General features: G+C 35.5%; 14 protein-coding genes. 11 read left to right on the forward strand and 3 right to left on the reverse strand.

The features are described from left to right. Window positions 1-27: 27 nt before the first annotated feature. Window positions 28-828 carry a uracil-DNA glycosylase family protein gene (locus SAE01_RS20380; RefSeq protein WP_147205656.1) on the forward strand — a complete coding sequence of 267 codons (801 nt, stop codon included), beginning with the start codon at window positions 28-30 and terminating at the stop codon, window positions 826-828. Window positions 829-987: 159 nt separating this feature from the next. Here the strand turns inward: SAE01_RS20380 and SAE01_RS20385 are convergent, their stop codons facing one another. Next, complete coding sequence (locus SAE01_RS20385) at window positions 988-1374, reverse strand: hypothetical protein (protein ID WP_147205657.1); 387 nt, start codon at window positions 1372-1374, stop codon at window positions 988-990. A gap of 598 nt (window positions 1375-1972) precedes the next feature. Between SAE01_RS20385 and SAE01_RS20390 the strand changes: the two genes are divergently transcribed. The 4 genes from SAE01_RS20390 (at window position 1973) to SAE01_RS20405 (ending at window position 5228) form a co-directional block, all read left to right on the forward strand. Next, window positions 1973-2734 (forward strand): hypothetical protein, encoded by a 762-nt coding sequence (locus SAE01_RS20390; protein WP_147205658.1) that lies wholly within the window; start codon window positions 1973-1975, stop codon window positions 2732-2734. Between the two features lie 165 nt (window positions 2735-2899). After that, window positions 2900-3709 (forward strand): trypsin-like peptidase domain-containing protein, encoded by an 810-nt coding sequence (locus SAE01_RS20395; protein WP_371860479.1) that lies wholly within the window; start codon window positions 2900-2902, stop codon window positions 3707-3709. A 168-nt stretch (window positions 3710-3877) separates the two neighbouring features. Continuing rightward, a complete protein-coding gene (locus tag SAE01_RS20400) occupies window positions 3878-4810 on the forward strand; it encodes a TIR domain-containing protein (protein WP_147205660.1) in 933 nt (310 codons plus the stop codon). Window positions 4811-4850: 40 nt separating this feature from the next. Continuing rightward, a complete protein-coding gene (locus SAE01_RS20405; protein WP_262713382.1) occupies window positions 4851-5228 on the forward strand; it encodes an exodeoxyribonuclease VII large subunit in 378 nt (125 codons plus the stop codon). A 246-nt stretch (window positions 5229-5474) separates the two neighbouring features. Here the strand turns inward: SAE01_RS20405 and SAE01_RS20410 are convergent, their stop codons facing one another. Then, window positions 5475-6059, reverse strand: coding sequence for a hypothetical protein (locus tag SAE01_RS20410; protein ID WP_147205662.1), 585 nt, complete (start codon window positions 6057-6059; stop codon window positions 5475-5477). A gap of 265 nt (window positions 6060-6324) precedes the next feature. Here SAE01_RS20410 and SAE01_RS20415 point away from each other — a divergent pair, with 265 nt between their 5' ends. Further along, window positions 6325-6693 carry a hypothetical protein gene (locus tag SAE01_RS20415; RefSeq protein WP_147205663.1) on the forward strand — a complete coding sequence of 123 codons (369 nt, stop codon included), beginning with the start codon at window positions 6325-6327 and terminating at the stop codon, window positions 6691-6693. Between the two features lie 891 nt (window positions 6694-7584). Beyond that, window positions 7585-8208 carry a phage integrase SAM-like domain-containing protein gene (locus SAE01_RS20420; RefSeq protein ID WP_147205664.1) on the forward strand — a complete coding sequence of 208 codons (624 nt, stop codon included), beginning with the start codon at window positions 7585-7587 and terminating at the stop codon, window positions 8206-8208. Window positions 8209-8242: 34 nt separating this feature from the next. Here SAE01_RS20420 and SAE01_RS20425 read toward each other — a convergent pair whose 3' ends face one another. Further along, on the reverse strand, window positions 8243-8902 hold the full coding sequence (locus SAE01_RS20425) for an IS6 family transposase (protein WP_147205665.1): 660 nt from the start codon (window positions 8900-8902) through the stop codon (window positions 8243-8245). A gap of 195 nt (window positions 8903-9097) precedes the next feature. Between SAE01_RS20425 and SAE01_RS20430 the strand changes: the two genes are divergently transcribed. From SAE01_RS20430 to SAE01_RS20445, 4 genes are all read left to right on the forward strand, one after another. Continuing rightward, window positions 9098-9694, forward strand: coding sequence for a YceI family protein (locus SAE01_RS20430; protein ID WP_147205666.1), 597 nt, complete (start codon window positions 9098-9100; stop codon window positions 9692-9694). Window positions 9695-9725: 31 nt separating this feature from the next. Further along, window positions 9726-11105 carry a hypothetical protein gene (locus SAE01_RS20435; protein ID WP_147205667.1) on the forward strand — a complete coding sequence of 460 codons (1380 nt, stop codon included), beginning with the start codon at window positions 9726-9728 and terminating at the stop codon, window positions 11103-11105. Window positions 11106-11564: 459 nt separating this feature from the next. Next, window positions 11565-12200 (forward strand): YceI family protein, encoded by a 636-nt coding sequence (locus SAE01_RS20440; RefSeq protein ID WP_147205668.1) that lies wholly within the window; start codon window positions 11565-11567, stop codon window positions 12198-12200. A gap of 176 nt (window positions 12201-12376) precedes the next feature. Next, window positions 12377-12601 (forward strand): hypothetical protein, encoded by a 225-nt coding sequence (locus SAE01_RS20445; protein ID WP_147205669.1) that lies wholly within the window; start codon window positions 12377-12379, stop codon window positions 12599-12601. The last annotated feature ends 10 nt before the right edge of the window (window positions 12602-12611 follow it).

Below are 12611 nucleotides of genomic sequence, written 5' to 3' on the forward strand. Positions count from 1 at the left end.
CTAAAGTAAAAAACAACCCTTATTTACATGCCTATGGTATTGAATAATGAAAATCTAAAAATACGAGAACTCCTTGCTTGTGTTTTGGGAATTGAGCCGGCAGAAATAGAAAGTTATTATAAATCAATAACGGTGTCATTTAATCAGAAATTAGAAACTTCATATTCAGGTTTTATAAGTGTACCGAAATTCAAAAATGTAAAATTTAAAAATGAAGCAACGAAAGAAAATTGGGAAAATGCAAGTCTAACCGGAATCGACTTGCCACTTTTTTTTCAACCTTCAGAAACAAGTTGTAAAACAGTAGCCGTAGTAGGAATTGATCCTTTGAGAAAGCGGAAAGATTTCACTTCTTTTCACTCAGGTAATGTAATAATTGGAACCCCTTACGGCTTTCATTCTTCTTATTATAGAGAGAGCAGAGGGAGAACAAAGGTTTATTATGACTTAATAAAACACTTAGTTTTTAAGGGTTACAACACTTATGTAACTGACATTTTTAAAATTTGGATGAACGATTATCATAGAAGTGAACGTGATAGTTTTTCTATGAAAAATGAGTTGCTTCTGGCAAAAGAATGCTTAGAAAATGAACTTGAAATTGTAAAGCCGAAAATAGTTGTTGCGTTTGGTGAATTTGCTGAAAAAACTTGCAGGAATGTATTAATCGGAACTACGCTTGAAGCTAAAATTTTACCACTTCCTCATCCAAGTGGAAGGAATACAAGGTGGAATCAAATTTTGGATAAACCAAGAGATTGTGAAAGGAAAGCTGCTTTTTTGATACAAGAGGTTGATAGATGTTTGAAAAGTGAACCTGCAAGTTGAAATGTTGCGCAGTGACAAAGTACATTATATGAAAACGATAAAGAGAATACTATTGCTAAATTGATGGTCTCTATATTATCTACAATAGGTTAAATGGAGAGTAATCACCTGCAGTGCACACGAAGCTGGCAAAATCGCGCCAGTAAGCATTGCCACGACCTATGTACCCCAATAAAAGCTTCTAAAAAAACGTGCTATTTTAATCTTCTTTCCTGTTCTTTTTAATTCTTTCAATATAAACGCTTCCCAGTCTATAACGGCACTTGAAAATTCAATATCTATTTCATCCCCCATTTTTAACTCAAGTTCACGAGCACTTGTCGAATTTCCTTCTGTTTTCTCAAACTCTACCATTCCAAACTTTATTGGACGAATACCGTCTTTTTTCAGAAAAGTTATATATTCAGGTTTATCATTTACTTCACCTTTTGTAAATCTGGAATTCTTCATATATAATAACTTAACACTATCTCCTTTTTCTAAAGGTATTGAAGAAAATATTATTCCAGCATCATGTCTTGAGGGATAGGCATAGAAATAAGTCATGTTGGACAGACGATTTATGCTTGAAGGTAAAGCAATTAGACATGGGCAATAGGGAGAACAAGAATAAGACCTTATTATCTCGAAATTAAAAAAGCCATAACACGAATTATCCTGTAGTTTATGAATTACCCTATAGTTTATGATTGTAGATCGTTTGCTTACGAGAAGCAACAATACTCTTTCCTACTATTCCAGATACATATTTCCGCTTTGGTTTTTATTTTGTTGCTCTTTGCTATAGTTGCAGTACCCTTATTCGCAATGATGGCAGTCTATTATATTTTAACGAAGCTTCTTATGCTTGTCCACAAATTGTATTTAAAACTCCGGTTTGTAATAAGTTTACCCATTTAATTAATCTTTCAAATACTCAATCTTCGATAAATCCACTTCCCTCTTCGATTGAAATTTTGTTAGTCAGAGTTTCGTTTTTTGTGTTGACAAAGCCCTTTTTAATATTTCTTGCACAAATAAACGCTGTTGCAAAAGTTTGAATGTCAGTCGTTACGTAACCTTTTCCAGAATGAGAATATTTAGGTAAGTTGCTTTTATTTAAAAGTTGTGCGCAATCGTATTCGGGCAACCAAAACCAATTGAAATGACTCCAGTTAACCTACCAAGTTTACCCACAGATACTCTTTACAAGTTTCTCACCTTCTTTGGATTGGTTATTTTGCTTACATCATTTCTTACCCCTGTTTTTACTTTCAAGGATAATGACATTGAGAAGTTTTCCCTCACACTAAGGAATAACACACTTAAAGGTTCGAATAAAGCGATTGATATTGGCCTTAAACAGATGGATAGCGTTATGAGAGACATGGAAAGCAGAAAGCAGAATGTCATATATGAATACAAACAGCCCAAAGGGCGCTCTGTATATGACTCAACGTATCATAAAATATATGTCGATTTGACCAGTCAAAGAAACAGGTGGGCAAGTCAGTACAATAGCCAAGGAGATTCTCTTGTTATTACGAGGCAGCAATTGGCGAACCTTTATTCATTTGAGGAGCAAGTCATATCATATTGTAATAGCGGAATTATTTTTGGAATCGTTCTTTCGCTTTGTGGCTTTGTTCTTTGGTTTGTAAATAACCAAATATATCAGGATTTATATATTAAGCTACAGGGTGGGTTTAAAATAATTCCTGCTGCTCAGAATCCAACTGGAAAGAAGCAACTCAGTGAAGATGAACTTTACCAAAAAAGTTGGAGCCAAGAAATGGTAAGTAAAGTGCTAAAGACGCTAGTAGTATACTTAGTGCTTCAGTTGCTGTTTGACTTTTTGTTCCAGAAGCATTTTCCAAAAGGATTCTTTCAGGCGAGAAAGGTCGAAATTGTCGAGGTTCCAAGATGACCGCGCATAACAGTGTGTCGATAAAATTGTGGCTGGACATTAAGCATCCAACTATAAATCTACATTTTACTTTAGAGTTAATCGAAGCTGACTTTTTTAATTATCGAACTTTATAAACACTTTGATGTTGAAAGCAATCTTTAAACACACTTATTCTAAGGACAAATGAATCACGGAATTTCAAGTACAATTTTGTATACAGCTTGCAAACTCACGTCAACCTTTCGATGTGATCAAACTAGCAAAACATTGACGGGTATTGGCACTGCATTCTTTGTAACAAACAAAAACAGACAGGCATGTTTAGTAACAAATCGGCATAACGTAGATAGAGATTACATGGAACCAACAGCCAAGTATAAAACTTTTAGGTTGACAAAATTAACAGTAGATAATAGACAAAACAATCCGGCAACAGGCTTGCCAACAAAAATAATTGAATTAGATATTAGCAATTATAGTGAATTACATTTTTCAGAAACATATGAGAATGACATCGCTTGCATTATTCGAGTTCAAATAAATGGCGGTCAGCAACAAAAAATTGAATTTCCTATCGACTATGCTATGATAGCTGACATTGAAAAGATAAATTCCAAATTATCAGTATGCGACTTTGTTGCTTTCCCAGGCTTCCCCGATTGGTATGACAAGTTGAACAACAATCCTATATTAAGAACCGGAACGATAGCAAGCGACCCCAGATTTAATTATTCCAACAAGAAAGAAAGTATTGGAGAATGCATAGCTTATGAGGCCTTTTCTTATGGAGGTTCATCAGGTAGTCCTGTATTTGCAATTCAAAAAGGCTTTCCTATAGGGGCAGGATTACAAGCGGGCGAAGATTTTTATAGACCAATTATGTTAGTTGGAATTAACGCGGGACATTTACTTGTCGATGGTTATGACAAACATCATTCAGGAATATCACTGATGTACAAATCTTCCGCAATTTTAGAAATAATCAACAAATAAAACGTCAAGCACGTGCTTTTATAAACTATTTTTCAAAAGATCCCTTTTTTTAATCCTGCACTACTATAAGTATAAACATTCCAACAGAATTCATTGTGCTATAATGTCAAGTGCGATCAGTAGTTTTAAGTCATATATTGGAGGGTAGAAAATTTTAAAACTATTTACATGGATGTAAAGAACTTGACTGTACTAAAAGGCGATGCAAAAATCAGCGATGGTAGGATAATGCTCGATTTTGTAAATACAACCCAAGAAAAGGAAGTAACCGACCGAACTAAAGAGACAAAAGATGTAAAGAAACAGGCAAAGGAAGTTACAACCTGTGAAGTGCGTTCAGACGTGATTTTTACTAATGGATCGTTGGAGTTGACATTTAAAACAAACCATATTGACTCCGGTATATTATGGATTTTACAAACCCAAGATGGTTCAGGTGCTACCGCAGGTTTGAGTAATACTTTTAAATCATTTCTTTTTGGCGATGCTATTAGTCATTTCAAACCAATAATTGAAGCAGGGGGTTTGAAAAACTATCCGTTAAATGAATCGTTACGAATGCGGCTGGATGTATTTGGCTCTTATGCGAAACTATTTGTCAATAACATACTTATGGTTGAGACAACTATAAACAGCAAACAGGCTCCATTACAAATTCGCGCATCTACTAAAGGACATTTAGAAATTTATGATTTAAAAGCTTCTCCAATCAAACCAAAAATTTTTATCGTTATGCAATTTTCGAAGGAATATAATGAGTTGTACGAAGACGTGATAAAACCTGTTGTTGAAGAATTCGGTTACGAAGCTGTTAGGGCAGACGAATTTTATACTGCTGCGCCAATTTTAAAAGATATTATTGAAAGCATCGAGCAATCAATAGCTATTATTGCAGAAATCACACCAGACAACCCAAATGTCTTTTACGAAATTGGTTACTCACACGCAATCAAGAAACCTACGATTTTATTATGTGATAGAAACAGGGAAAAGTTACCTTTTGATATTTCTAGTTTTCGAACCTTGTTTTATGAAAATACTATAGCTGGTAAAAGGAAAGTGGAGTCGAGTCTCAAGAAGTATCTACAAAACATTAAATAGATGTGCCAAGTAGTTAACTATTTCCTTTCGCTGAGTAATCATAGAGAGTTTAAATTATCACCAGAAAAAATGTTTTATATTGATGTTAGCAAGAGGTGGCGGAGACAATCTTGAGATTTTTGATAAAACGGTAATAGCAAAAGCATCACTTAGATTGGCCTCATTTTTCGTGACAGCAATTGGACATGCGAAAGACGTACCACTGCTTCAAAAAATTGCTGATAAAGCCTTTATAACTCCTACTGCTCTAGGTCAGTACTTAAAGGATGTATATAACAACACAAAGGAGCAATTGGAAAATTCTAAGGCGAAACTAATAGATGCAGTTAAAAAGCAATTGGAGGCCAATTACGGGCAGCAACTGCAGAACCTGAACGAGAAGCTGCTAAGCAACGAGGAGTTAAATAAAAAGGAGTAAACGCTGCTCAATCAGCGTTTGGAAAACGAAAGGCAGGAAAAGGATAATTATAGTAAACAGGTGTTGGAACTTAAAGAAAAAATGAATGAACAGAAACGACTGCCGGTATATTTTTGGATCTTACTGTTCGTTGTATTGATTATTAGTTTGTTAGCTGGAAGATTCCTAATCCATTTGCTTTAAATGGAACTTTTGATTTACCAATAAGTAACCCTTGATAGCAATAACTACGTTACGCCTAAACTTCTAATGCTTTTTTATAATAATTAGAATAAACAAAACAACTAAAACTCCAATCACAGCAAGACCTAAAGCTTTAAACATTTCCTCGTTGGCCTTTCTCCTATCTTCTTCTTCCTTCTCTTTGCTGTGAATATTCAAATCCAATGGAAATTGCCTTCCAATACTTTGTTCGACTGAAGGTTTTATTCTTGGACTAAGATAAGTTTCACTTAAAAAATTAAAAACTCTATCAATTGAGTTAAGCTCACCGTCATACTTGTTCTCATTCACAAATACAGCATATTCTTCATTACTGTCTACTTTCAGCGCAAGAATATTTTCATCAAAAAACCCATGTTTAAATAGAAAGCTATCATTGGATTTATCAATAAGGAGTGACTGATTACCCAAATATTCCCATTTCGCTTTTTCAACTTTACCATTAGTAGATACTAAAAGCTCGTTATTAGTCCGGAAAATGTAAACGGTTTTATTTGAAAGGATATTATCAAGAGACACCCAATGTTGGTTGGTTAATAAAGTTAAGTTATCTAGTTTATTACTAAACTGTTGAAGTTTTGGGAATATATCAGCTATAAAAGTTTTCATTGTTGGGTTTAACCCTATTTCCTGAAGAATTACCTAAAAATATACTTTTCCTAGATTTAAAGTAGTGTAATAAAGAAATGTAAGAAAGACATAAATTACTTTTTTTGTAGCCGGTTAACCGGTAACCTTTCCGTTTTGGATTAGACTATAATCAAACTGGAGAGTTAGAAATGCAATTAGCTCAAAGACAAGGTAGTGGTAGGGATCTATACGGTGGAGCACAAAATGTTGCTGGTCTTAAAAAAGGTTTGGGAGCAAGTAGAGAATGAATATTTCGCATAATAGATATGCAACGTTCTGCATCCGAAGACAAAAAAATTTCCTAAGAAAAAAATCAGGTGTTTTAAATGCCGGCAAGGGTGGCATCTTTAAAGAAGATAAATACTCACAGATAACAAAAGAATTTTTAAAAGGTCAAAGTACAGTAGGTAGCGCAACAGGTTTTGATGAGCTTAATAAATTTAATTCAATAGGCAGAGAATGGTTGGCATCAGATCCAAGATCAACCGGATTGATTAATGTAGTGCAAGGCTCATTAACTAACCCTAATACCGATTTAAAGAAGGCTCAAGCATTCTATAAACTAAGAAGCTATTTGGAGGCTTCAATCCTGCTAATGGTTATCAGGCTATAACACCTTAGTAACTTAAGCATTTGCACAAACTAAAAAAATATTTGATGTGTCAATTTTCAAAAAAGCTTAAATCGTAATACTGTTTTTTAAATAGCTCTATCATCTGTTTCCTATCTCGGTAAACTTCATTTGTAAATCTGTATAGATTTCCCGAAAACTTTATTTTAAGTGTTCAAGTAATAATATAAATTAACAGACGTTTTAAAAAAAGAATGGAGGCAGTTCCACCTACCTCCATTCAAAACTACCCAAGATACTGGTAGACATGTGAAATAATCTGGCCAAACGACCAGATTTCGACTATAAGCCTCAGGACTTCACGGATCATCTGAGGCTTATTTTTACTATTTTTCATATTAAGATAAACTGAAATTGCAGCTTACCTATTGCTGCTAAAAGGTCCTAACTGTACCCCAAAAAGACATTGTCTTAAAATTAGACCTCTCCCAGTAATAGACTAGTTGCTTAGAAAAGCAATCTTTCGCTACTCCCGATCCTGATGTGCAGTTGAAACAGGGGCTACCAGACCACTTATAAGAGTTATTATAAATGGTGTATTAAAATACCTTTAAACAGAATTGGAAGTTTTTTCAAAAAGTATTGGTTTATTAGAATGGAATAGTAATCTTTACAGGAGTAAAAGCGATTTATCTATTTTTACTAAACAGGTTTTACAGACCCCTTTACTAGTAAGCATTTCAGCAATATTGTAGCAGTCCCGTCCGGTCCGCTAAACGTAAGGATTACAATTTGTAATCCTTACGTTTATTTTACATCAGTTTACATTTACTGTGCTGTTTTTCAGCATTCTATAACAACGGCTGCGCTTTTCTTCATCCTATCTTTACAATGGTTGACATATTCTTAATCGAGTAAAAAATCGAGTAAATTATGTTATTACCAATCAAGCCAATTTGCGAACGCAAGTATATTCGCCGTGATAGCACGAGTATTATCTATGTTCAGTATTGTTACAGTTCTGAAGACCGAACATTATTGAACACTGAAATTGCAATCCCTCCTAATTATTGGAACAAAAAGCGGCTATGTATTTCTGACAATCTCCCAGCCTCATTTGGGAATGTGGAACATTTGAACAACGAATTGGACAGAATAATCAGACTGGTGCAGGACATTGTTTCCTACGCTGTAAAAAACAAAATTGAAGAGCCGGGTTCATTTGTAAAAAAGACATTTAGGCTTGATTTTGCTATCAGCACATTAAATAGTCCGGATACTACATCAGTTATTGAAGCTCCTCTAAAGAAGAAAGTAAATAAGGATATATACCTACAGTTGGATGATTATATAAAATCTAAAGAAAAAAAGGTAACAAAGGCGACATTATGTGTTTATAGAAGCATGAACGCACAGCTAAAAGCTTATGAAGAATATAGAGAGAAAAAGATAACTTTCGAAAGCTTAGATTTTGAATTCTACGACAGTTTTGTAGATTTCCTCACCTTTGACTATGTCCAAAGGAGAAGAAAAACGGTTCTGTCGCATCTATTATGAAGGATACAAATTAGCAGAAGCAGCAGCTGATTTATCAGGCTAGTGAACAAAAGGTTTTGAAATAGGTAGCCATTGGAAAACTTACTTGTTCCTTCTTAATCATTCTAACTATTTCTATTCCTGTTAGTGTTCGTGATGCTGATTCGAAACTCTTAAATCCTAACATTCCTGCAGTTCGCCATTTTATAAATCGATGATCTCCTTCTACCCTATTATTAAGATACTTACATTGCCTAATTCTTATTCTCTTTAAACGCCTCTTATTGTAGGTTCTGATTGCTTCCCTGTTCGCACCACTCTTATCAATATTAATCACCTTCGGACAACCATTATTAGTAATTGCCTTTAGGAGAAACTTATGTGCTGCAAGCTTATTTCTCCTTTTGGTTAATAGAAAATCTACCGTATCCCCTACCTTATCAACAGCTCTATACAAAAACATCCACTCCCCTTTTACCTTAATATAAGTTTCATCCATTCTCCAGCTACTAATTACTGATTTCTTTCTCTTCCTAAAAACTTCTTCAATTAATGGAGTAAATTTATATACCCATCTTTGTACAGTAGCATGATCTACTGTTACTCCCCTGATAGATAATAACTCCTCTATATCTCGATAACTTAAGCTAAATCTTAATTTAAAATAGACTGCCTGTAGAATGATCTCTTTAGGGAAACAATAACCTTTGAACATCTTATAAAATTAGTCCTTAAGCTTATTGGTTAAGCAGATGCGACAGAACCAAGCTTTTTTTACAAATCCTAAACATGATTATGATCACTTCTTTAACCAATCATCGTCACCAGTAAAAGATCGTAGCGCAGATAGCTTTGTTGAATAAACAAAAGGGAAATAAAAAGCCCAAATAACAAAATAAAGCATCTCGTTATGAAAAAGATAATCGCAAAACCAGCAGCCCTTTTCTTCTTACTTGCATCAGGCCTAATTGCAGCGAAACCAACAGATGATACCATCCAGGCAAAATTCAGAGCACAAAACGGTAGCGTACAGGTAGCAGGAACTTCGTCTCTGCACGACTGGACAGAGAAATCAGACAAAGGCGGTGGCGAAGCCACTTTTTCTTTCAACAACGATAAGCTTGCCGACTTAGCTGCACTGACTTTTTCTGTACCGGCAAAAAGTCTTAAAAGCGAGCACAACATGATGGACAATAACACTCATAAAGCCTTGAATGCAGAGAACAACCCGAATATAACATTTGTTGCAGGCTCTGGCTCAGTTACTCCAATAGATGCAAACACCTATAGCATAAAAGCGTCCGGACGTTTAACAATCGCAGGCAATACTCGGGAAACAGAGGTAATAGCCACCGGTAAAGTAAACGCAGACAAAAGCATATCAGTCTCAGGTTCTAAAAAATTTAAAATGACAGAGTATGGCGTTAAACCACCAACAGCAATGTTCGGAACAATAAAAACAGGTGACGAGATTACTATCTCATACAACCTAAAATTCAGCAGATAACCCCCACCAATTAATTATAAAAACAAGCAAAATGAAAACGAATATTTTAAAGTATACTAAAATGGCAATACTGGCAGCAAGTATACTTCCATTGGTAACAATGGCTCAAACCTTAGACAAAGAATTTTACCAGCGCCCGTCATACTGGAGGCCTTATGACCAAAGAGGTATCAATGTTTTTGAAACATCAAAAGTGCCCGACAGCATCCCCTTTGAAGGACCACGTGTTAGGTTCGGTGCTGGTTTTACACAACAGTTTCAAAACCTTAAACACAAAAACACTGCTTTAAATGGCCAGACAACTAATAAGCTTTATCCATTGACTTCAGGTTTTATGACTGCCCAGGCAAACCTGTTTACAGATATACAACTGGCTGACGGAATTAGGTTAAATGTGACTACTTACCTTTCAACACGTCACCACAACGAGGCATGGGTAAAAGGCGGTTACATTCAATTTGATAAACTGCCATTCAAGGGCAAATTCTGGACTGACCTGATGAACATTACTACCATTAAAGTTGGTCATATGGAAATCAACTACGGTGATGCACACTTCCGCAGATCAGATGGAGGACATACCGCTTACAATCCCTTCATGGAAAGTTATATAATGGATGCATTTGCAACAGAGATCGGGGGTGAAGTTTATGTGCAGAAAAATGGATTGTTTGGAATGTTTGGTATGACCAATGGTATGATCAAAGGAAGCATCGACTCTGCTACTCCAGGAGTGATCATTGTAAACGGAGAACGTAAACTGATAGATGAAAATACAAGCATGCAACCATCTATTTATGTAAAAGGTGGAATCGATAAGAAATTGGCAGATCGCCTTAGGTTCAGGGTTTCAGGTACCTTCTACCACAACTCTAGCAATGCAGGCAGCGGACTTACTCTTTATGGTGGTGATCGTGCTGGTTCCAACTATCAAAACGTTATGGAAACCGCTCCCAATTACCCAACACTTCCAGCGTCTACTGCTATAGCTTTCTCCGGTCGCTTAAACCCCAACTTCAGCAAAAAAATTGATGCTGCAATGTTGAACGGATTTTTAAAAGTGGCAGGCCTCGAATTGTTCGGAACTTTTGAAACTGCAAAAGGCAGAACCAAAACAGAGACTGACGACAGAAAAGCAACTCAATTGGCAGGTGAGGTGGTGTACAGGTTTGGAGCCGCAGAGAATCTTTATGCCGGTGTTCGCTACAACACTGTAAAAGCCCGGTTAGCAGGAATAGCCAATGATGTAAAAGTAAATCGCATGGCTCTTGCTGGTGGTTGGTTCGTAACCAGGAACGTGCTTATGAAAGGAGAATATGTTATTCAGAAATACAACGATTTCCCTGCAACTGATTATAGAAACGGCGGAAAATTCAACGGATTTGTGATAGAAGCTGTTGTTGGTTTCTAGGTGCCGGTTGCTAATATGAAAACTGAAATAGTAAAGGTGAAAGCCTTTACTATTTTTATTTGGTCGAACGTCTGCTACAGCTTACACAGCTGCTTGAAGACATTATTTTTTATATTTTTTGAACCGAGCGGTACGCCTCTAATTAAACTTCGTTGCGTCGCACTCTTGTACTTTTTTCTCTTTATTCAGGGTCTACAAACTTGAAGATCTTTTATTCGAATTTGAGCTATTTTTAAAATAGCTTCTATAATTGCCAATTCTACATTCGCTTGCAAATTCAGCCATTAAAGTAGCCATCAGTTGCTCGTTACCCTATCGGCTTCTATTGTTCATTCATGACAAAAATCATATTGTTTATCATTGGTCATCATGAGTGAAGGAGCATACGCGTGATACCTTTGATTTATCAATTTAAGATCTAGTGACAGGAGATAAAACCTGTCACCAAAAATCAAAGTTATGCTTACTTATAGCCGCCAGATTTTATTTGTAGTATTATACATGATACTTCTATTACCATTATTTGCAATTGCAGAAAGCAATGACAAAGGCATGAAAAAGCAGCCGGCAAAATGGGCGGTACAAAAGTCAAGCACGCTTAGAATACAAGGATTATCGAACGTCAATAATTTCGGTTGTGATATTACAGGCTACTACCAACCTGATACACTTATTTGTTTTGAAGAAAATCCTTTAAATAAAACCGTTCCGTTGAAAGGAGCATTAGAAATAGATGTTTTTAATTTCGATTGTCATAATAAGCGTTTAACAAGTGATTTGCGTAAAACGCTTAAAGCAAAAGAATATCCAAAATTGGTGATCCGGTTTTTATCATTGGAAAGAAACCCTGTTATGCGCAATTCGAAAGATGTATTGAAAGGAACCGTGCAGGTAGAACTGGCGGGCAGCAGTAAATGCTTCGACATCTTTTATACTTTCGAAAAAACAGAAACGTCATTTATCAAATTAAACGGGAATCAAAATTTCTCCTTTGCTGACTTTAAATTATCTCCCCCAAGCAAATTGGCAGGATTGGTAAAAGTAAAAGATAGATTCGTTGTCGATTTTAACCTGTTACTGCAGCCCGTTAATTAAAATAACACCCCCCCAAAAAAACATTTGTTTAAATTAAAAGGCATGATATGGATAAAAAAGAAAGTAAAACGATATGATCTAACTAAGTTTTAAGCCACTGCATCTGCAGTGGTTTCTTAGTTAATAGCAGTGGTATTATTTTTATACTTTTTTAGATAAAGCATAAAAATATCAAAATGAAAAATTATAAATTCTCCACCGTTTTTGTAACACTATATCTTATTGTATATACCATCATGTTGCGGCTCGAGGTATCTTTGAGCGTTTCATTATTCATGTTCTCAATTTCTCCCATCCTTGTTATTTGGATGGCTTACACTATTGTAAGGTATGCATCATATAACGGCCGCGAATTGAAAGAAAATGAGGAGTATGGATACCAGGATAAAACGATCTGTTAATAAAAGTTTT

The sequence above is a fragment of the Segetibacter aerophilus genome, from assembly GCF_007991655.1.
Classification (GTDB): Bacteria; Bacteroidota; Bacteroidia; order Chitinophagales; family Chitinophagaceae; genus Segetibacter; species Segetibacter aerophilus.